Source organism: Kitasatospora sp. NPDC101155 (genome assembly GCF_044768305.1).
GTDB lineage: Bacteria > Actinomycetota > Actinomycetes > Streptomycetales > Streptomycetaceae > Kitasatospora.
In genome coordinates this window covers 2,848-23,374 of record NZ_JBIWPN010000007.1, presented here as the reverse complement: position 1 = coordinate 23,374, position 20,527 = coordinate 2,848, and the positions used below count along the sequence as shown (strand labels likewise).

At 74.2% G+C, this 20,527-nt stretch carries 18 protein-coding genes, 1 pseudogene and 1 riboswitch; of the genes and pseudogenes, 11 read left to right on the top strand and 8 right to left on the bottom strand.

Annotation, left to right across the window (positions count from 1 at the left end):
- The first annotated feature begins 16 nt into the window (after positions 1–16).
- The 6 genes and pseudogenes from ACIRYZ_RS12640 to ACIRYZ_RS12615 all read left to right on the top strand — a co-directional run bounded on the left by ACIRYZ_RS12640 (position 17) and on the right by ACIRYZ_RS12615 (position 6,621).
- Entirely contained in the window at positions 17–1,288 is a 1,272-nt protein-coding gene (locus ACIRYZ_RS12640; RefSeq protein ID WP_402942746.1) for an MFS transporter, read from the top strand.
- A gap of 117 nt (positions 1,289–1,405) precedes the next feature.
- Positions 1,406–2,716 (top strand): amidohydrolase family protein, encoded by a 1,311-nt coding sequence (locus ACIRYZ_RS12635; protein WP_402942743.1) that lies wholly within the window; start codon positions 1,406–1,408, stop codon positions 2,714–2,716.
- An 87-nt stretch (positions 2,717–2,803) separates the two neighbouring features.
- Positions 2,804–3,568, top strand: a complete 765-nt coding sequence (locus tag ACIRYZ_RS12630; RefSeq protein WP_402942741.1) for a thioesterase II family protein — start codon at positions 2,804–2,806, stop codon at positions 3,566–3,568.
- Positions 3,565–4,605 (top strand): AvrD family protein, encoded by a 1,041-nt coding sequence (locus ACIRYZ_RS12625; protein WP_402942739.1) that lies wholly within the window; start codon positions 3,565–3,567, stop codon positions 4,603–4,605. Before ACIRYZ_RS12630 ends, ACIRYZ_RS12625 begins: the two co-directional genes overlap by 4 nt.
- Positions 4,602–5,498 (top strand): annotated as a pseudogene (locus ACIRYZ_RS12620) (beta-ketoacyl-ACP synthase 3); the annotation flags it as partial. The gene ACIRYZ_RS12625 and the pseudogene ACIRYZ_RS12620, both read left to right, overlap by 4 nt.
- A gap of 103 nt (positions 5,499–5,601) precedes the next feature.
- Entirely contained in the window at positions 5,602–6,621 is a 1,020-nt protein-coding gene (locus ACIRYZ_RS12615) for a DUF6081 family protein (protein WP_402942738.1), read from the top strand.
- 266 nt (positions 6,622–6,887) lie between these two features.
- On the opposite strand, the gene ACIRYZ_RS12610 is transcribed toward ACIRYZ_RS12615, so the two are convergent.
- Together ACIRYZ_RS12610 and ACIRYZ_RS12605 are read right to left on the bottom strand one after the other, a co-directional pair.
- Positions 6,888–8,207: an NRAMP family divalent metal transporter gene (locus ACIRYZ_RS12610; protein WP_402942735.1), complete on the bottom strand. Its 1,320-nt coding sequence runs from the start codon at positions 8,205–8,207 to the stop codon at positions 6,888–6,890.
- Entirely contained in the window at positions 8,204–9,571 is a 1,368-nt protein-coding gene (locus tag ACIRYZ_RS12605) for a magnesium transporter MgtE N-terminal domain-containing protein (protein WP_402942733.1), read from the bottom strand. Before ACIRYZ_RS12605 ends, ACIRYZ_RS12610 begins: the two co-directional genes overlap by 4 nt.
- Before the next feature lie 307 nt (positions 9,572–9,878).
- Positions 9,879–10,056, bottom strand: a riboswitch (M-box (ykoK) riboswitch).
- 428 nt (positions 10,057–10,484) lie between these two features.
- On the opposite strand from ACIRYZ_RS12605, the gene ACIRYZ_RS12600 reads away from it, so the two are divergent.
- A complete protein-coding gene (locus tag ACIRYZ_RS12600; protein WP_402942730.1) occupies positions 10,485–10,667 on the top strand; it encodes a hypothetical protein in 183 nt (60 codons plus the stop codon).
- Positions 10,668–10,726: 59 nt separating this feature from the next.
- Here ACIRYZ_RS12600 and ACIRYZ_RS12595 read toward each other — a convergent pair whose 3' ends face one another.
- Together ACIRYZ_RS12595 and ACIRYZ_RS12590 are read right to left on the bottom strand one after the other, a co-directional pair.
- The gene (locus tag ACIRYZ_RS12595; RefSeq protein ID WP_402942728.1) at positions 10,727–11,326 is read right to left on the bottom strand and encodes a cysteine hydrolase; all 600 of its coding nucleotides are present in this window, start codon (positions 11,324–11,326) and stop codon (positions 10,727–10,729) included.
- 60 nt (positions 11,327–11,386) lie between these two features.
- Positions 11,387–12,634, bottom strand: coding sequence for an MFS transporter (locus ACIRYZ_RS12590; protein WP_402942725.1), 1,248 nt, complete (start codon positions 12,632–12,634; stop codon positions 11,387–11,389).
- 136 nt (positions 12,635–12,770) lie between these two features.
- Between ACIRYZ_RS12590 and ACIRYZ_RS12585 the strand changes: the two genes are divergently transcribed.
- Entirely contained in the window at positions 12,771–13,706 is a 936-nt protein-coding gene (locus ACIRYZ_RS12585; protein WP_402942724.1) for a LysR family transcriptional regulator, read from the top strand.
- Positions 13,707–13,827: 121 nt separating this feature from the next.
- Positions 13,828–14,403, top strand: a complete 576-nt coding sequence (locus ACIRYZ_RS12580) for an Ig-like domain-containing protein (RefSeq protein WP_402942722.1) — start codon at positions 13,828–13,830, stop codon at positions 14,401–14,403.
- Positions 14,404–14,518: 115 nt separating this feature from the next.
- Here ACIRYZ_RS12580 and ACIRYZ_RS12575 read toward each other — a convergent pair whose 3' ends face one another.
- The 4 genes from ACIRYZ_RS12575 to ACIRYZ_RS12560 form a co-directional block, all read right to left on the bottom strand.
- Positions 14,519–14,686 carry a hypothetical protein gene (locus ACIRYZ_RS12575; RefSeq protein ID WP_402942720.1) on the bottom strand — a complete coding sequence of 56 codons (168 nt, stop codon included), beginning with the start codon at positions 14,684–14,686 and terminating at the stop codon, positions 14,519–14,521.
- A 409-nt stretch (positions 14,687–15,095) separates the two neighbouring features.
- The gene (locus ACIRYZ_RS12570; RefSeq protein WP_402942717.1) at positions 15,096–15,590 is read right to left on the bottom strand and encodes a universal stress protein; all 495 of its coding nucleotides are present in this window, start codon (positions 15,588–15,590) and stop codon (positions 15,096–15,098) included.
- Positions 15,591–15,803: 213 nt separating this feature from the next.
- Entirely contained in the window at positions 15,804–16,115 is a 312-nt protein-coding gene (locus ACIRYZ_RS12565) for a hypothetical protein (protein WP_402942714.1), read from the bottom strand.
- A 21-nt stretch (positions 16,116–16,136) separates the two neighbouring features.
- On the bottom strand, positions 16,137–16,649 hold the full coding sequence (locus ACIRYZ_RS12560; protein ID WP_402942711.1) for a nucleoside-triphosphatase: 513 nt from the start codon (positions 16,647–16,649) through the stop codon (positions 16,137–16,139).
- Positions 16,650–16,823: 174 nt separating this feature from the next.
- On the opposite strand from ACIRYZ_RS12560, the gene ACIRYZ_RS12555 reads away from it, so the two are divergent.
- Together ACIRYZ_RS12555 and ACIRYZ_RS12550 are read left to right on the top strand one after the other, a co-directional pair.
- A complete protein-coding gene (locus ACIRYZ_RS12555; RefSeq protein ID WP_402942708.1) occupies positions 16,824–19,559 on the top strand; it encodes a GNAT family N-acetyltransferase in 2,736 nt (911 codons plus the stop codon).
- Between the two features lie 5 nt (positions 19,560–19,564).
- Entirely contained in the window at positions 19,565–20,278 is a 714-nt protein-coding gene (locus tag ACIRYZ_RS12550; protein ID WP_402942705.1) for an HPP family protein, read from the top strand.
- Positions 20,279–20,527: the final 249 nt, after the last annotated feature.

The window sequence follows — 20,527 nt, the reverse complement described above, 5'->3', positions numbered from 1 at the left end:
TGACGGAAGGACAGCCATGCCCCCCCGAACCCCGGCCCGTAACGCGGCGCCGGCGTCGCCCCCCGCCGCTGCGAGCAACGCCGCCGACCCCGGCGCGGGCATCGACCCCGGCGCGGGCATCGACCCCCGCCTGGTGACCCTGTTCGCCTGGGCCTGCGGTCTCGCGGTCGCCAACCTGTACTACGTGCAGCCGCTGCTCAACGGGATCGCCGACGCCTTCCGGCTCGGCAGCGGGTCGGCCTCCCTGGTCACCACCGTCGGCCAGCTCGGGTACGCGGCCGGGCTCGCCCTGCTGGTGCCGCTCGGGGACGTCACGGAACGCCGCCGGATCGTCGTGGTGATGCTCACCGTGACGGCTGTCGCCTGCGCCGCCGCCGCGGCCGCGCCCGACTTCGCCGTGCTGGTCATGGCGATGGCGGTGCTGTCGATGTGCACCGTGGTCGGGCCGATGCTGGTGGCCTTCGCGGCCACCCTGGCCGCCGCGGAGGAACGCGGGAAGGTCTCCGGGCGGGTGATGAGCGGGCTGCTGCTCGGCATCCTGTTCGCCCGGACCGGCAGCGGGCTGCTCGGCAGCTGGGCCGGCTGGCGGGCGGTCTTCGTCGCCGCCGGGGTGCTCACCCTGGCACTGGCCGCCGTGCTGCGGCTGCGACTGCCGAAGGTCGAGCCGGCCGCCCGGCTCTCCTACCCGGCGCTGCTCGCCTCGGTGCTGACCATCCTCCGGGAGGAGCCGGTCCTGCGGCGGCGCTGCCTGCTGGGCTTCGTCACCTTCGCCGGCTTCAACGCCTTCTGGGCCTCCGTCGCCTTCCTGCTGGCCCGGCAGCCGTACCACTTCGACGCGGCGCTGATCGGGCTGGTCGGCCTGGTCGGCGCGGTCGGGGCGTACGCGGCCCGGATCGCCGGCCGGTTCGCCGACCGGCGGCTGGACCGGCAGTCCTCCGGCGTCCTGCTGGCCGTGGTCCTCGCCGGCTGGGGCCTGCTCGCCCTGAACGGCGGCCACTGGCTGATCCCCCTGCTGCTCGGGGTGGTCCTGCTCGACCTGGGCGTCCAGGGCATCCAGGTCACCAACCTCAGCGTGATCTACCGGCTGCGGGCCGACGCGCGCAGCCGGATCACCACGGCGTACACCACCACGTACTTCGTCGGCGGCTTCGCCGGGTCCGCTGCCTCGGGCGCCGCCTACACGGCGGCCGGCTGGGGCGCGGTGTGCGCGGTGGGCGCCGGCCTGGCGCTGCTGGCGCTGCTGGTGTGGGCGGTCGACGCCCGCGCCGGGTCGGCCGGCGCGGCCTGACCGGCCGCCGGAACGGCCACCTCACGCACAACCACCCCACGACCACTTCACGACCACCGAACCGAACAACGACGGCCCGACCCCCGGTCCGTCACCGTAGAAAATGGGAGAACTGCCTTGACCACTCAGCGGATCCTGGTCCGTGGCGGCTGGATCGTCACCATGGACGCCCAGAACCGCGAATTCCCGACGGGCGACGTGCTCATCGAGGACGGTCGGATCACCGCCGTCGGCACCGACCTGGAGCCGGCCCCCGACGCCGAGGTGATCGACGCCTCCGGCACCTTCGTCCTGCCCGGCATGGTGGACGCCCACCGGCACACCTGGCAGAGCAGCCTGCGGCAGTCCAACTCCGAGGCCTCCATCATGGAGTACGTCGGCCAGACCCTGATCGGTCTGGGCGACCAGGTCCGCCCGGAGGACGTCTACGCCGGCACCTACCTCGGCGCCCTCACCGCGCTCAACGCGGGCATCACCACGGTGCTCGACTGGGCACACGCGATGAACTCGCCCGAGCACGCCGACGCCGCCGTCCGGGCCCTCCAGGACGCGGGCGTGCGCGCGGTGTTCGGCCACGCCTGGCCGATCGGCTCCAAGCTCGACTTCGCCGCCACCCACCCGGTCGACATCCGCCGCGTCCGCGAGCAGCTGCTGCCCTCGGACGACGGCCTGGTCACCCTGGCGATGGCCGCCAAGGGCCCGGACTACTCCGGCATCGACAACGCGGTCAAGGACTTCGCCCTCGCCCGCGAGCTCGGCATCCCGATCACCACGCACCTGTCCACCGGCCGCCCCGGCCCCGAGCACCAGGGCGTCCAGCTGCTCCACCAGGCCGGCCTGCTCGGCCCGGACCTGAACCTGGCGCACGTCAACGGCGCCGAGGCCGACGCGCTCAAGCTGCTCGCCGACTCCGGCACCACCGTGTCGATCTGCCCGCAGATCGAGCTGACCATGCCCGGCCTGGGCGGCAACGTGGCGGTCCGCCGGCTGCGCGCCGCGGGCGTCAACCCCGGCCTCGGCATCGACACCGAGCTGGAGTCCAGCGGCGACCTGTTCACCCAGATGCGCTTCGCGCTGGCGGCCGACCGCGCCGAGACGCCGGACGGCGAGCCGGTCCTGCCGGCCCAGGCCGTGCTGCGGATGGCGACCGTCGAGGGCGCCCGCGCCGTCCACCTCGGTGACCGGACCGGCTCCATCGAGCCCGGCAAGGCCGCCGACCTGGTGCTGGTGCGCACCGGCGACATCGACCTGGCGCCGGTCACCACCCCCGCCGAGTCGCTCGTGCTGGCCGCCCACCCCGGCAACGTGGACACCGTCCTGGTCGCCGGACGGGTCGTCAAGCGCGACGGCCGCCTGGTGGCCGACACCGCCCGCGCCCGTGAGCTGGCCGTCGCCTCCGTCGCCCACCTGCGGGGCGCGGGGCAGTGACGGATCCGCGTGCCCGCCCCCCCCGGGGCGGGCACGCCGACCGCCCACCGCCACCCGCGGAGGGTCCCGTAGGGGAGGAGCAGTCCTGTGAGTGCCGTCGTCGTCCACCTCGCCGACGTTCGGGCCCGTACGCGGGTCACCCGGCCCGTCAGGCTGTTCGCCTTCCACCACGCGGGCGGCAGCACCGCCTCCTTCGCCGGCTGGCAGCGGCGGCTGGGGTCGAGGGTCGAGGTCGTCCCGGTCCGGCTGCCGGACCGGGAGGAGCCCGGCGGCGGGCCGCACCATGACCTCGCCCCGCTCGCCCGGGCGCTGCACCAGCAGCTCGGCGCGCAGCTGGACGAGCCGTACCTGTGCTACGGCCACAGCATGGGCGCGCTGGTCGCGTACCACCTCGTCCGGTTCCTCGCCGCGACCGGTCGGCGGCTGCCGAAGCGGCTGCTGGTCGGCGCCCACCCGGCGCCGCACCTGCCGCTTCCGCTGGAGTCGGCGCTGCTCCTGGACGACGCCGAACTCGCGCACCGGCTGGCCGCGTTCGACGGTCTGCCGGCGGCGGTCAGCGGCACTCCGGACCGGCTCGCCGACTACCTCGCCCAGGTCCGGGTCGGCCTGGAACTGTGCACGAGCCGCCGGTACGCCGGTGACAGCTATCAACTGCCCTGTCCCATCGACGTCTTCGCCGGCGCCGACGACCCACTGGTGGCGGTCGAGGACGCGGCCGCCTGGTGCTCGCACTCCCTGCGGGGCGGGACCCTCCAGGTGATCCCGGGCGGGCACTTCTTCCAACGACAGTCCAAGGACGCATTCTTCACGCGGCTGGCAGCCGTGATCGACCTGCACGGGGGAGTGAGATGACCGGCACGACACAGATGCCCGACGCACCGGTCCGGGCGACCGTGGATGACTACCTCGGCCCAGGTGAGCGCCGCTTCTTCGGCAGCGGCTACCGTCGGGCCGAGCAGCGGCTGACCGACATCGTGGTCGGCTCGCAGGCGGACGGCACCGGGACGGTTCGGGCCCGCGGCTCCGTCGACTACCCGGCCGACTGGTCCCGCAAGGGCGGCACCGACCAGGCCCCGCACCTCAGCAGCATCGACGTCCTGCTGATGGCGGGCGAGGCCGCCGAGCTGTACCTGACCCAGACGTACGGCCTGGACGCCGCCCAGCGCACCGGGCTCCGGCTGCGCCGGGCGCGGCTGAAGGCCGGGACCAAGCCGGTGGAGGCCGAGTTGGGCGGCTTCGCCGTCCACGCCACCGCCGCCCGGCACTCCGACCGCTCGACCGTGGTGGACTGCCAGGTGGGCGGGCTGCGGGCACGCCTGGAGATCGAGCACCCGGCACTTCCGGCCGGGGCCGTGCGCACCGCCCGCCTCGACTCGCCGGACGCCCTGCTCGGCCCGGCCCCGCTGCGGCCGTTCGCCGCCGCCCACCGGACCAGGACGCAGACCATCGAGGCCCTGCGGGTGGACCTGCCCGCGCGGCGGGCGAGCGCCCTGCTCGGCAGCCGCCCGGCGGCGCCGCAGGCCGGCCCGGTGGGCGGGCTGGAGAGCTACAGCCACGGCTCGGTCTCGCTGATCGACGCCTTCGTGGGCGCGATCCAGCTGGGCCAGATCCTGATCTACGGGCTGGACGACGTCCCGCGCGCCGAGAGCAACACGCTCTGGATGCGGCAGACCGTCCTGGAGATCGGCGACCCGTACCGGCCGGTGGCCGGTCCTGCCCCGCTGTCCGCGGAGCTGGTCGACCCGCAGCTGCTCACCACCAGGACAGGGGAGACCTGGCGGGTGGTCGACATCGCGGCGGCCTTCGAACACATCCGGATCCATTGCTCGGCGACCCACCGGTTGCCGACCGGCTGGACCGGGCACGACGAGCGGGAGGTGGCGGCATGACCAGGGCCGCGGTACTGGAAGGGCTCGGCGCCATGGTGCCGCCGAGGATCGTCTCCAACGACGAGATCGGCGAGCTGGTCGGCAGCGACGACACCTGGATCCGCACCAGGACCGGCATCCACCAGCGCCACTGGGCCGAGCCCGGGACGGTCACCGGTGACCTCGCGATCGCGGCAGGCGAGCGGGCGATGCGCTCCGCCGGCGGCGGCCGGGTCGACCTGGTGATCCTCGCGACCAGCACCCCCAACCAGCCGATGCCCGCCACCGCGCCCGAGATCGCCCACCGGCTGGGCCTCGGCACCCCGTGGGCCTACGACCTCTCGGCGGCCTGCACCGGCTGGGTCTACGCAATGGCCAACGCCGTCGGCGCGATCTCCTCCGGGCTGATCGACCGGGCGCTGGTGATCGGGGCCGACATCTGGTCCACCCGGCTGAACCACGACGACCGGGCCTCCGCGATCATCTTCGGCGACGGCGCCGGCGCGGCGGTACTGCGGGCCGGCGACCCGGACGAGCCGGGCGCCTTCCAAGGCTTCGACCTCGGCAGCGACGGCGGGCACCACGACCTGGCGCTGCTCGCCGTCGGCGGATCCCGGCAGCGCTCCTACCGGCAGCCGCCGAGCGAGCAGGACAACCTGCTCGCCATGCGCGGCAAGGAGCTGTTCTCGCACGCGGTGGAGCGGATGAGCTCCTCCTCGGCGACGTTGCTCGACCGGATCGGCTGGACCGTCGACGACGTCGACTGGTTCGCCGGCCACCAGGCCAACTCCCGTATCCTGTACGCCATCTCCGACCTGCTGACGGTGGAGCGCGAGCGGGTCCTGCTGCACATCGACCGGGTCGGCAACACCTCGGCGGCCTCCATCCCGCTGGCGCTCACCCACGCCGGCGCGGCCGGGACCTTCGGGGTCGGCGACCGCATCCTGTCCACCGCCTTCGGCGTCGGGCTCGCCCCGAATCCCCGGAACCCCAAGACCCCGAAAGGTACTTGCTGCTATGCGCCCGATCAGGCGTCTCGTCCGCGCCGCCCCCGCCCAGGCCCAGGCCCAGGCCGCGGACCTCACCACCAGCACCGTCTTCACCGACAACTTCCAGAACGGCTTCGACACCTCCAGCACCGGGAAGTGGCAGCTCTGGCCCGCGCCCGGCATGCCGAGCGGCGACGGCATCCCCAGCACGGACGCGAACGGCCTGCACGTGATACCCAGCGGCACCGACCCGGCCACCGGGAACCCGGCGTTCGCCTTCACCACCGCCCAGCAGACGGCCGGCGGCGCGGGCGACCGCGACCACACCAAGTGGCTGTCCTTCGCCAACCACAACTCCACGGCGGGCTTCGCCGGTTACGACACCCCGGCCAACGGCCGCTGGACCTGCGACGCCAACCTCTCGGTGACCACCCGCAAGACCGAGGCCAACCCCTTCGGCGCGAACGTCACCGACCCCCAGTCCGACCTCCGCCTCGCCAACGGCGCGATGGTGGTGGCCGACCTGGAGACAGGCGTCCTGATGGACTTCCACGTCACCAACAACACCGTGTACGCCTGGTACGAGCGGCTGCGCTACCCCAACACCACCTACTCGGCCTTCGCCTACGCGGTGCCGGTGGCGACCATCTCCAAGGGCGCGTCCCTCAACTACCAGATCCAGCTGGACAACAGCCGCACCCGCGCCACCTGGAAGATCAACGGCATCCCGGTCTACAGCGTCACCGACCTCGGCGCCCGCCCGACCGACCGCTCCCACCTGGTCACCGACCACGGCGGCACCGACCAGACTGTCGCCCCGCGCCAACTCCTCTGCGGCCTCGGCACCTTCACCATCATGGACGGCGCCGGCCAGGACGGCCGCGGCCTGGTCCAGCTGGACACCACCCCGGGCTACTACTACGCCCCGCCGGCCGGCCAGCCCACCCCGCAGACCTTTGTCGACACCGCCAGTCCGGCGAGCAGCCGGCTCTGGGGCCAGGGCGCCGAGATCGCCTCCTCCTACCTGACCATCACCACCGCCCAGTAGCCCCTGGGCCTGTCCTACGGGCCCGGCAAGGACCCGCGGGACAGGCCCGGCGCACGGCCCGGAACCCGTACCGGCAGCAGCTGGCCGCCGCCTACGCGGGGCTCCCGCCCGACCTCGCGCCCCTCGCGTACGAGCACGGTCCCGAACTGGCCGAGCTCATTGCCCGCGACCTCTCCCGCGGGCGGTGACGACCGACGGCCCCCGATGTCCGACGACGGGGCCGTCGGTCATCGGGGGCCGTCGTGGCGGGCCCGCGGGGGAGGGCGTCAGCCGATGCCGAACCAGCCGAGGACGGTCTGGATGAGCAGGATCGTCGACATGACGGCCACCCCGACCACCACGACGGTGGCGGCCACGCGGTAGCGGGGGGTGTTGGCCGCGTCGCCGAGGACGGAGCGGCGGTTGGTGAGGACCAGGAGATAGACCAGGACGATCGGGCTGATCAGGCCCTGCAGGACCTGGGTGCCGATCAGCAGCTGGATGACGTCCACCGGGGTCATCGCGACGACCGCGCCGAGGACGATCTGCGCGGTGAACACCCCGAGGAACAGCGGGGCGTCACGGAAGCTGCGGGAGACGGAGCGCTCGACGCCGGCGGCCTCGCCGATGGCGTAGCTCGCCGAGAGCGGCACCACCGCGCCGGCCAGGGCGGAGGCGCCCAGCAGCCCGAAGGCGAACAGCAGCTCGGCGCCGTGCCCGGCGACGGGCTTGAGCGCCTCGGCGGCCTGCGCGGCGGACTCCAGCGGGCCGGTGCCGCCGATCGCGGCGGCGGTGGCGATGATGATGGTCAGGCTGATCACACAGGCGAACACCGCGCCGAGGACGGCGTCGGCCCGGATCAGCTTGTAGTCGGCGGGCTTGGCGCCGCGGTCGACCACGCCGGCGGCGGCGTAGAACTGCATGTACGGGCTGACGGTGGTGCCGATCAGGGCGACGGCCAGCAGGATGAAGTCCTTGCTGGCCTCCACGTGCGGGATGACCAGGTGCTGGCCGACCTGTCCCCAGTCCGGGTGGCCGAGGACCATGGCGACCGGGTAGGCGAAGAACGCCAGCGACATCACCAGGAAGATCCGCTCGGCCCACTTGTACGAGCCGAACAGCACCAGCGACCAGAGCAGCACGGCGGACGGCGGGATGACCGCCCACTTGGGCACGCCGAGCAGTTCGAACGCGGCGCCGATCCCGGCGAACTCGCTGACCACCAGGCCGGTGTTGGCCAGCAGCAGGCAGAACACCGCGAGGGCGGTCAGCCGCAGGCTGAACTGCTCGCGGATCAGCGCGCCCAGACCCTTGCCGGTGTGGGCGCCGAGCCGGACGGCCATCTCCTGCACCATGACCAGGGCGACGGTGACCAGCACCATGAAGAACAGCGTGCCGTAGACGTACTGGGAGCCGGCGCTGGCGTAGGTGGCGATGCCCGCGGCGTCGTTGCCGGCGTTGGCGGCGACCAGTCCGGGGCCGGCCACCATCGCGATCGCGGCCAGTCGGCGCAGGCCCTTGCGGCAGCCGGGGCGCCCCGGGGCGGACGGCACGGGCGCCGCGGCGGCGTCCGGACCGGCGTCGAGGGTGTCGAGGTCGCGGGTCACTTGAGGAGCCTCCGGAAGTGCAGGCGCCCGCGCTCGGGCAGCAGCGAGTCGAGGATGTCGTCGGCCAGGACCCGGCCGAGGGGGCAGTCGGAGTCGTCGACCACGAGCAGGGAGGTGGCCCGGGCCGCGACCAGTTGGTCGGCGGCCTCGGCGAGGCGGGTGTCGGGCCGGACGGTCACCGGCGGGCCGAACTGGTCCAGCCAGGCGACCAGGTCGCCGATCACCGAGGTGTCCTCGGCCACCGCCAGGTCGAACAGCGGGATGTCGGCGAGCAGCCGGCCCTGGTCGTCCAGCACGGTGACCGCGTCGATGTCGGTGCGGTGCTCGGCCTGGGCGGCGAGCTCCGCCCGTACCTCGGCGACGGTGTGCGCGGGGCCGGCGGTGACCAGCAGGGTGGTCATCGCGCCGCCGGCGGTGCCCTCCCGGTGGGTGAGCAGGGAGCGCAGCTCGGCCGCCTCGGGCTCGGGCATCCGGGCCAGCAGGGTCTCGCGCTCGCCGGGCGCGAGGTCGCGCAGGGCGTCGGCGGCCTCGTCCGGCTCCATCTCGTCGACGAGCCGGGCGGCGTGCTCGGGCGGCACCTCGCGCAGCAGGTTCTCCAGCTCGGCGGGCTCCATCTCCTCCAGCGCGTCCGCGGCGTGCTCCGGCTCCAGCCAGCCCAGCAGCTGCTGGCGTTCGTGCCGGCCGAGGTCCTCCAGGATGTCGGCGAGGTCGGCCGGGCGCAGCCGGTGCAGCGCGGAGCGGGAGGCGCGCAGCCGCACCTCGGCCGGCCCGTGGGTGGCCTGCTCGCCGAACGGGGCGACGGACTGCCAGTCCAGGACGCGCTCCGGGGTGGGGCGGATCTGCCAGCGGCGCGGGCCGAGCCGGCGCAGCAGGGTGGGCAGCGAGACGTCGACCCCGACCAGGACGGTCCGGGCGGCCAGCGGGGCCAGGTAGAGGTCGGCGGCGCGGGTGACCTGGACGCCGTCGACGTCGACGAGCTGGTGGTCCAGCACGTCCCGGGCAAGCAGCACCTCGCCGGGGCGGCGGTTGAACTCGCGCAGGTCCAGACGGGCGGTGCGCAGCCGGACCTGCCCCGTCATGATCCGGTCGACGGCGTCGGCGGCGATGAAGGTGCGGCGGCGGCCTATCCGGATGATCAGCCCGGTGACCGGCGGGTACGGCTCCGTGCCGTAGAGGCGCGCGACCACGTCGACGACCCGGCCCACCTCTTCCCCGGCCTGGTTGGCGACCGGCCCGCCGACCAGCCCGGCGACGGAGACCAGCGAGGACCGGACGGTCCGGGTGACGGCGGTACGGCGCTCGGCGGCGACGGTGCGGTCGCGCAGCCGGGCGGTGGCGGAGTTGAGCAGGGTGGTGGCAGCCATGGTGGGGACCCCCTTGCCCCGGCAGGACGGGGCATCGGGCCGCCCGGCGGCGCGCCACCGCCGACGCTGACCGCGCGAACCGCTTCCAGGCATGCGCCAGGGCCGCCCGGGCCGGGGCGGCCCGGAGGGCGGAGCGGACCGGATCGGTCAGGGAAGGAGGGGGCGCCTCGGACGACTGAAGGACGGCGAGGACGACATCGGATTGGGCCGACTATGGCCAGGACTTCCGTCCATCACGCCTCCTCCCGATTTCGGCCGCGCATCGAGGTCGCGGCGGCACGGCAGGGGGAGACCGACGTCACCGCCCGGTGCACCCCCACTCGTCAGAGCTTTGGCACTCCACGGCGTGTCCCTGTCGATACCGACGGGAAGCCACTTGGGGTCACCCCTTGAGCCGGGGAGACCTGTCCTGATCCGGAGCGTCTCTCGACGGGTGGGATCAGTGGCCTGTGTCCGTGAAGACGCCTCACCGAACGAGGTGTCTGTTCAAATCCGCCCCAGGATAGGACGCTGTCGCCCTTCCGGCGTAATCCTTGACCGGAGCTTGACCCTGAGCTGACCAGCGGGGGAGCCGCCCGGCGCACGGTCGGGTGCGGACTGTCGCCCTTCGGTCGGCGACCGCCGGGGAGCCGAACTAGTTTATGGCCGGGCCCCGGTGACGGGGAATCCGACCGACGCGTGGGCCCGGGAATCCGACCGACGCGTGGGCCCGGGAATCCGGCCGACGCGCGGGCCCGGCTTCCTTCGGCGGGTGAGGCGGTCTCACCTGATCGGGCGGTCCTCGCCGCCCGGTGTGCGCCCGGCGTGCGCCTCGCGCGCCCGGCGGATCGCGACATGCGTTAGCACTCTGCGTGTCTCTCGGCAACGGAAAGTAACTGCCATCCCTGGGGTTGCTCCGCTGGTCGCCACCCAGGTGAAGGGCGATCCGGACGTCCTCCGGCACGCCGGTCCGACCTTCGAGTTCCACCGACTGCCCGCCACCGGAAAGAAGCTGCACCTGATGGGGCTCTGCGACGCCGCCATGGTGCACTTCCCGCAGCTGGGCGGCGACAACAGCGTGCGCTGGCTGATCGGCAAGCTGCCGGACGAGCTCTGAGACCGGCTGGACGGGCCCGCTCGCACCGGCGTGCGAGCGGGCCCGTCCGCGCGTCCCGGCTAGCCGGCCCGGAGCAGGGCGGGCAGCGCGGCGGTGTCGACGAGGTGGGCCCGGGAGGGGAGGACCCGGTGGAGCAGGACGTCGTGGACTTCCGGGTCCGGGTCCGCGATGCCGTCGGACAGCACGTAGAGCCGGTAGTCGCGGTCGGCGGCGTCGAGGACGGTCGACAGGACGGCGCCGCCGGTGCTGATGCCGGCGACGACCAGGGTGGTGATGCCGCGCTCGCGCAGCTGCCGGTCGAGGTCGGTGGTGGACAGGGCGCCGAAGCGGGTCTTGCGCACGACGAGGTCGCCGTCCCGGGGAGCCAGGCGCTCGTGTACGGCGGCGGCCGGGTCCTCGTGGTGCATGGCGCGGTGCTGGGCCAGCGGTCCGAAGGACTTGTTGGCGGCCGGGATCGCGTCCCAGTCGGCCTCGGTGAAGCCGACGCGTACGTGGGCGACGGTGCCGCCCGCCGCGCGAACGTCGGCGACGGCGGCTTCCACACGATCGAGCAGGGCCTCGCGGTCCCCGCCCTCGGGCAGAGCGGCCAGGACCGCGGGCTGGCAGTCCAGGACGAGCAGGGCGGTGTGCGCGGGGTCGAGTGCGGGGGCGGTGCTCACGCGAGTGTTCTCCTTCATGCGAGGGTGCGAGTTCGTGCGGGGGTGCGACGTCATGAGGGGCTACGCGACCGTTCCGGCCCGTGCCGCGAGGTCCGGTTGCGAGGTGTGCTCGCGCCGGGGGAGCAGGAACGGGGTGGCCAGGATGAGCAGCCCCGCGACCGCGAGCGCGGTGCGCGGGCCGGTGACGTCGGCGAGCAGCCCGCCGAGCGCGGTGAGGACGGCGATGGACACCTGCTGGCCGATCGACCAGGCCGACAGGGTGCGGGCGACGAGGTGCTTGGGCGTGCGTTCGAGCCGGTAGGTGGCGAGCACCGGGGTGTACAGGCTCATGTTGATGATGATCGCCAGCTCGACGGCCATCACGGTGACGAGTCCGACGACGCCGGGACGGACGAAGACCAGGCCGATCAGCCAGACGGCGCGCAGGGTGCCCACGGTCCGGAACACCCGGTCGCGGCCGTAGCGGGCCACCACGCGGCGGGCCAGCCGGGAGCCGATGAGTCCGCCGAGACAGGGGGCGGCGAAGGCGAGGCCGTACTGCCAGGGTGCGAACCCGAGCTGGCCGAGGAGGAGCACGGCCAGCAGCGGCTCGGTGGCCATGATCAGACCGCTGACGAGCATGTTGTTGAGGTAGAGCGCCCGCAGACCGGGCTCGCCCATGATGTGCCGCCAGCCGTCGAGTACCGCGCCCGCCCGGACCGGGTCGTTGCCGGTGGGCTGCGGCGCCTCCTCCCGGCCGCGGATCGCGGTGATGCCGAGCGCGGAGAGCAGGTAGCTGAGCGCGTCGGCCACCACGGTGACGACCGGCCCGAACAGCCCGATCGCCGCCCCGCCCAGCGGTGGCCCGACCGCGATGGAGCTCCAGTTGGTGGACTCGAAGCGCGCGTTGGCCACCAGCAGGTCGTCCGGCCGGACGAGGGCCTTGAGGTAGGCGCCGCTGGCCGCGTTGAACGCGATCTTGGCGGCGGCGACCACGGCGGAGACCACGAGGAGCTGCACGAAACCGAGCAGGCCGAAGGCGTAGGCGAGTGGGATCGTCGCCATGGCCGCGAACCGGGCCAGATCCATGGTGATCATGACCGGGCGCTTGCGCCGGAACTCCACCCACGGCGCGAGCGGCACCGCGATCAGCGCGCCCACCGCGGGCCCCACCGCAGACAGCGCGGACACCTCCGCCGGGCCGGCGTGCAACGCCAGCACGGCGATCAGCGGCAACGCCCCGAACCCCAGCCCGGACCCGTACGCGCTCACCGCGTACGCCGCCCACAGCCAGCCGAACTCCCGGCCCAACGGCCTCCTGCCCACCATGCTCAGCGCGCCCCTCTGTCCCACCCGAACAAACCGACGTTGACTGGTGAGAGCTAACCGAGCGGCACAACCGCAGGTCAAACAACCGTACTGCCGCCGCGCCACAACCAGACGTTGTGCCCTAAGGTGGATCGGCGTGGACCTCGAAGCCGTACGCACCTTCGCCGCCGTCGTGGAAGCGGGCCAGTTCCAGAAGGCCTCCGCCGACCTCTCGATCACCCAGCAGGCCGTCTCCAAGCGCATCGCCGCGCTGGAGCGCGAGCTCGGTGTTCGGCTGTTCGCCCGCACGCCCCGCGGCGCCGAGCTCACCATCGACGGGCAGGCGTTCCTGCCCCACGCGCGCGAGCTGCTGCGCGTCGCCGAGCGCGCGGTCGCGTCCGTGCGTACCGGCCGCCGTCCGCTGCGCGTCGACATCCTCTCCTCTCGTGGGGCGGGGTCGGGCCTGATGCGCGGCTTCCACCACGCGCACCCCGAGATCGACCTCGACGTGGTGATGCTGCTCGACATCGAGACGGCCGTCGCGTCCATCCGGTCCGGTGCGATCGACGCGTCCTTCCGCGCCGTCGCCTCGCCCGGCCGGCCCCTTCCCGAGGACATCGAGTCCGTCCGGGTGCTCGACGAGTCGCTCCAGCTCCTCACCGGCCCCGCCCACGCGCTGGCGGGTGCCCGGTCGGTGACCGTCGCCCAGCTCGTCGGCCACCGGATCTGGATGCCGGGTCTCACCCCCGGTACCGAGTGGGCCGCCTACTACGACGACCTCGTCGCCGAGTTCGGCCTCACCATCGAGGCGACCGGCCCCAACTTCGGCTCCGACGCGCTGCTGGAGACCGTCGCCGACACCCCGGCCCTGGCCACCTTCATGGGCGAGCACATCCGTCTGGTCTGGCCCGCCCGCTACGGCCTGCGCCGCATCCCGGTGACCGGCCCGACGCCCGTCTACCCGCACTCGCTCCTGTGGCACCGCGACAACCCCCACCCGGCGCTGGCCGCCCTCCGCGCCCACCTCGCCGCGACGGCGACCGGCCTCGACGCCGCCGGGACCTGGCGACCGGACTGGGTGCTCCCGCGCTGAACGCTGCCGTGCCGGACCGAACCCCGGCGGCCGCTGAATGACCCGAATCGCCCATCGTCGGGGTGAATCGACGGTGTGTCAGATCGACGACCCGGCCTCGGCCCGGACGGTCTGATCCACAGTGGCGGACGGCAACTCCCCTGCCGAACCTACCGGCGGCCACGGCGGCGGTCCCGGCGGCTTCCAGACGGGTGGCGGCGGAGGCGGCGGCTACTACGGCGGAGGCGGTGGTGGCGACCTCAACATCAACATCCACCCGTTCGGGAGCGCGGGTGGCGGGGGAGGTGGTTCGTCCCTGGTTCCGGCCGGCGGCACCGGCCCCACGGTGACCAGCGCGGCCGCGGGCATCACCATCAGCTACCTCACTCCGGGCAAGCCGGTGAACACGCGCCTGTTCGCGATTCCCCAGCAGGTCCGGCTCGGCCTGCCGGTGGTGCTCGACGACCTGGTCTGCCCGGCCGATCCGAGCGCCACGACCCGCCCCACCGGCACCGTGACGTTCACCGACACCACCACCAGTACGACCCTGGGCACGGCACGCCTGTTCGTCAATCTCGGAAACTGCGCCGTCGCGGCGCGCGTCGTCTTCTTCCGGACCCCCGGCCCGCACGTCATCACGGCCGTCTACAGCGGCGACTCGGTCTACCAGGGCAACAGCAGCAACCCCGAGACCCTCACGGTGACGGTGACCCCCTGATGCGAATGCCGCAACGGCACCGATAGGCACCACCCCGATGGGCCCTGCCGGGCGATCCGGCAGGGCCCATCGCTGTCCTTCGGCCCGGCGCTGTCCCTCGGACGGTCCCCGAGCGTCAGCGGCGCCCGAACAGCCGCCCGAGCCAGCTTCCGGAGGCCCGCTCCTTCGGCGAGCAGGCACAGCGCTGGGACTTGGGCACCCCGGCCAGCACCTGGTCGACGTGCATCCCGCACCCGGCGTAGGTCGGCTTTCCGCAGGTGCGGCAGGCGATTCGGCGGCACATACCGCGCTCCCCTCTGTGGCCCCCGGTGAATGGACTGACAGGTTCAAATATACCCCCACCGGTATCTTGTCTCAGCGCCGCCGGACACCACTTCGTCGTACCGCCCCTGCCGGGGGCGGTCGCGCGCTTCCTGGCCGGTGAGCCTCCCTCGCCGGCCCCGGCCGGCGCCGTCACCGGCTCCGTGTGGAGCCTTGACCACCCTCGTCGTCAGCCGCCGCCGACAGGGCGCGGCAGGGCCGGTCGGGTCCGGAGGAGAACACGAGGAGGAAGGCGGAGTCCGCGCGAAGCCATCGGTGTGACCCGCTCACCGGGGCGGGCGCCGCGAGGAGGCACGATGACCGTCCTGGGTCGGCTGCGCGAGCGCGTACGGCTCCACCCGGGAGACCGCCCCGCCGGGTGAGGCACCGGTTCACCCGGTCGCGTGCTTGGACTCGGGCGGCACGACGACGACGGGGAGGTGGGCGTGGTGGACGACCTCGGTGCTGGTCGAGCCGAGCGCGAGTCGGCCCCAGATGCCGGCGCCGCGGCTACCCACCACCAGCAGGGCGGCGTCCTCGCTCGCCTCCAGCAGGACCTGGGTGGGCCGGCCGCGCTCGCAGCGAACCTCGACCTCCACGTAGGGCTCGCCCACCTGCTGCCGCAGTTCCTCGACCGAGTCCGTCACCTCGCGGGCGACGGCATCGTGCAGGTGCGGCGACGCTTCGCCGCCCGCGTCGCGCCAGCCCGTCATGGCCCGGTCCGACGGCTCGGTGCGTCCGCCGCCGTAGGCGCAGACGGCCCGCACACCGGCCCCGCGCAGCTGGGCCTCGCGAAGGGCGAAGAGCACAGCCCGGCGGGCGGACTCCGAGCCGTCCGTACCGACCACGATCGGCCCGGCGTGACCTGGCGCGGGGGTGGTGTTCATAGGGACCTCCAGGACGTGCGACCTGACTGCGGTCCGACCGGCTCGGCGGCCAGGGAGAGGCGCGGTGCGGGCCGGTCCGCTGAACTTCATGGTCCTCCGGCAACCGAATGGTGGCACCTCCGTCCTCGTCCCGGCCTGCAGGGAGAAGGGGCGGGCGCCCGGGCCGGGACACGTGCCCGGCGTGGAGGAACGGCGCGCCGCTCGCCGCCCGGCTCAGCCACCGGTCCGCGCCGGGCCGCCCAGCGCGCGGGCGAGGAGGCGGCACGACCGGGTGCTCACTCCGCACCACGCGCGCGCCGGGCCGCCGAGGGCCCGGTACCACGCGATGCCGAACGGGAGCGCGATGGCGAACCAGGACGGGGGCGCCAGCTCACCGGGCCGCCGGGCACCCTCGCGCGCCCAGCGGCGGAACCGTTCGACGCCCCGGCGGGTCCAGGCGGCGCAGCGTTCGGCGCGCCCGGACCAACGGGCCGAGGCGCGCCACAGCGCGGTGTTCCAGTGGTCGCGGCGGCCCGCCATCGTCATGCCTCCTCCCGTACGCTCCGGTCAGTGCCCCAGGCGTGTCGCCAGTTGTCCGGGGAGGGTGTCCCGGTTCGCCCGGGTGAGGTGGATGACCTCGACGTCGGCGCGGCGCTTGAGGGCGTCGGTGAACGGGCTGTGCTGCGCCTGCACGGTGGCCACCACGTCGACGTCGGCGGCGAACAGCGCCCGGACGGCCTCCTCGAACGGACGGTGGGCCAGCTCCATCCGTCCGAGCTCGTCGACGAGCACGAGCGTCCTCGCCGACCATGCCAGGGCGGGCAGGGCCAGGCGCTCCATGACCTCCAGGTCGACGCCGTACCGTCCGACCCGGGGTGGCCCGGGAAGGTCGACATGGGCGAGCACGGCCCGCTCGCCCGACAGCGTCTCCAGGGCGAAGCCGACCCGGGTCCCGCCCGTACGGATCTCCTCGGTGGTGAAGCCGGCGGTCTCCCGGGCTCGCAGCAGTGCCGCCAGCCGGCGGATCGCGGTGGTCTTGCCGCTGCCGGGGCGTCCCTCCAGCAGGATCCTGGTCGGCATCGCGGACTCCGCATCGGGCGGTCGAGTGGTGGCCGGCCCCCGTAACCAGCGTCTCCCTCCGCGCGTTCGGGGCGCAACGCCGATCGGTGGGTCGGCGGGGCCGGTCGGCCCTCCCGTCGTGGACGGCGGGGGCGGAGGCTGGAGGGGGAGCAGGGCGACTGCCGAGGAGGCGCCATGTCCACCGTCCACCCGCCGTACACCACCGTCGAGGCCCTGCTGGCCGACGGCACCACCGTCGAACTCCGGCCGCTGGGCCCGGACGACCACCGGGCGGTGCTGGATCTGCACACCGAGGGGATGTCGGAGGAGAGCCGACGCCTGCGGTTCTTCGGGGTGAGCCGTAACGCGCCGCAGCAGGCCGCCGACCGGCTGTGCGGTCCGCCGCGGACCGGTCTGCTGGCGCTCGGCGCCTGGGCGGGGGAGGAGCTGGTCGGCGAGGCGGACTGCGAGCTGCTGGACGACCCGCCCGAGACCGCCGAGCTGGCGCTCGCGGTGGCCGACCGCTGGCACCACCGGGGCGTGGCCACCCTGCTGCTGGAGCACCTGGTGCACGCCGCCCGGGCTGCCGGAATCCGCTTCTTCGAGGCCGACACCCTGTTCGGCAACCGGGCCGTCCACCAGGTCTTCGCCCACCTCGGGCTGCCCGTCCAGCGCCGCTACGGGCCGGGCGAGGTCAGGATCCGGGTGCCGCTGGAGGAGGGCGACGAGCGCTACCGCTCGGCCGTGGACGAGCGCGGCCGCCGCGCCGACGTCGCGAGCCTGGCGGCGCTGCTGCGCCCGGCCTCGGTCGCGGTGGTCGGGGTGTCCCGGCGGTCGGGCTCGGTCGGGCGGACCGTCCTCGGGAAGATCCGGCGGGGCGGCTTCGCGGGCGAGGTCTGGGCGGTCAACCCGCATGCCCGGGAGATCGACGGCCGGCCCGCCTATCCGTCCGTCCGGGCGTTGCCCGCCGTACCCGACCTCGCGGTGCTGGCCGTCCCCGCCGGCGCCGTTCCCGGGGTGGCCGAGGAGTGCGGCCTCGCCGGGGTCCGGGCGCTGGTGGTGCTCACCTCCGGCCTCGGGGCGGAGGAGGCCCGCGGGCTGATGCGGGCCTGCCGCCGGCACAGCATGCGCCTGGTCGGGCCGAACAGCCTCGGCACGGCCCAGACCGATCCCACCGTCCGGTTGGACGCCGAGTTCGGCGGGGCCTTCCCGAGGCCCGGCAGTGCCGGGGTGGCCGTGCAGAGCGGAGGTGTGGGGATCGCACTGCTCCAGCGGCTGGCCTGGCTGGGCATCGGGGTGTCGAGCTTCGTCTCGCTCGGTGACAAGTACGACGTCAGCGGCAACGACCTGCTCCAGTGGTGGGAGGCGGACGGCCGCACCGACCTCGCGCTGCTCCACGTGGAGTCCTTCGGCAGCCCGCGCGCCTTCGCCCGTACCGCCCGCCGGGTCACCCGGACGATCCCGGTGCTGACCGTGGACGCGGGGCGGTCCACCGCCGGCCGCCGGGGCGCCGCCTCGCACACCGCGGCCGCCGCCACCCCCACCGTCACCCGGGAGGCGCTGTTCCGGCAGGCCGGGATCACCGCGACCCGCAGCATCGAGGAACTCGTCGAGGCCGCCGCCCTGTTGCACGCCCAGCCGCTGCCCGCCCCGCGCGGTGCGGTCGCCGTGGTGTCCAACGCGGGCGGCATCGGCATCCTGGCCGCGGACGCCTGCGCCGAGGCCGGACTGGATCTGCCGGAACTCCCCACGGAGCTCGGGAAGTTGCTCCCACCCGGCGCCTCCGTCCAGAACCCGGTGGACACCACGGCGGCGGTTCGCCCCACCGAACTCGCCCTGTTCCTGCGTGCGTTGGAGCGCGAGGAAGCCGTCGACGCCATCCTGGTCTGCCTGGTGCCGACGGCACTGAGCGACACCCCGGTCCAGGAACCGGTGCGCGCCCTGCTGGAGGGCCCGGCTCGGCGCCCCGTGCCGATCGCGGCCGTACTGCTCGACCAGCAGGTGCCCGTCCGCTACCGAGGCTGCGCCGACGGCGGCAGCCTCCCGGCCTACTCCGACACCCTCTCCGCCGCCCGCGCCCTCGCCCACGCCCGGGACCGCGCCCGCTGGCTCGCCGAGCCGCCGCCCGAACCCGCCGCCCTGTCCGCCGGCGCCCCGGACTGCGACCGGCGCACCGCCCGCAGCCTGGTCGACGGCTACCTCACCGCCCACCCCGAGGGCGGCTGGCTCGACCCGCTGTCCACCGCCGACCTGCTGGAGGCGTACGGGCTGCCGCTGACCACCTCGGTGTGGGCCCGCGACGAGCACACGGCGTCCATCAGCGCCGCCGGCCTGCGCCGGCTCGGGCACGAGGGGAAGGTGGCTCTGAAGGCGTACTGGCCCGGGCAGGTGCACAAGAGCGCCGCGGGCGCCGTCCGCACCGGCCTGGCCACCGACGCCGAAGTGCGCGACACCTACCGGGAGTTCACACATCGGTTCGGTACCGGGCTGGCCGGAGCCGTGGTCCAGCCGATGGCCGCACCCGGCGTCGAGCTGCTCGCGGGCGTGGTCCAGGACCAGGTCTTCGGCCCGCTGATCGTCCTCGGCCTGGGCGGCACCGCCACCGACGTGCTGGCCGACCGGGTGGCCCGGCTGGCCCCGCTGAGCGAGCGCGACCTGAGCACGATGATCACCGAACTGCGCGGCGCGCCACTGCTGTTGGGTGACGGCGGGGCGCCTCCCGTCGACCTCGCCGCGGTGCGGTCCGTCCTCACCCGGCTGTCCCGGCTCGCCGACGACTTCCCCGAACTCGTCGAGGCCGACCTCAACCCCGTCATCCTCCGCCCCGACGGCGCGGTCTGCGTGGACGCCCGGGTCCGCCTCGAACGCCGGCCGTCCTTCGATCCCTACCTGAGGCGGCTGCGGCGCCCGGCGGCCGCCGAGGGGGAGTGAACACCATGAAGCACAGCATTCTCGACGGAACACCGGCCGACACCTTCCCGACCGTAGAGCCCACACGCCCGCCCGGCCGCACCCGGATCGGCGACTGTATGAGCCTCCTCCAGCCTTCGGCCGGGGGGACCCCCATCGCCGTCGCCGTCACCCCCGGCACCGACTTCGCGACCGTCGCCGCTCTGCTGAGCGCCTCCCGGCGCGGCATCGTGCCCGTGGTGACCACCGACGGCACGGTCACCGGCGTGGTCGCCGCCTCCGACCTGCTGGCCGCCTACGCCGAGGAGGACCCGCAGCAGGAACTCCTCGCCCGCGACCTCATGACCGCCCCAGTCGTCACCGTCACCGAGGGCACGAGCGTCACCGACGCGGTGGCCCTGGTGGCCGAGCACTCCCTGCACCACCTGCCCGTCGTGGACGCCGACGGCCGCCTCATCGGCCTGCTCTCCACCCACGACCTGCTCGACGCCCTGCGCCGCGACGACGAGGCCATCCGCACCGAGGCGCTCGCCCTCGCCCTCACTCCCGGCAGCGGAGTCGTTCCCGGCTCGCTGCACATCCGCTGCGAACGCGGCCTGCTCTCGGTCCGCGGCCGCACCCGCACCCGCAGCGATGCCGCCGCCCTCTGCCTGCAGATCGCCCGCATCGACGGCCTCAACACCCTCGCCGACCACCTCACTTGGGACCTCGACGACAGCAAGGAGGCGCGGTCACCCTGAGGGTGCGCCGGTCGGGCGAGCCGTCGGACGCTCAGGCCCGCAGTCCGGCCGCCCCGAGGGTGAGTCCGTCCGACATCGGCCGGCGGGACAGGGCCACCGCAAGCCGGTGCCGCTGCCTGACGCCTGGGCCGGGTCACCCGGGCGGGGGGGCCCCCCGCCCCGGGGGCGCCCCCCCCCCGCCCCCCCCGCGGGGGTGGGGGGGCCCCCCCCGCGGCCGCCCCCCCACCGGGGGGGGCCCCCCCCCCCCCC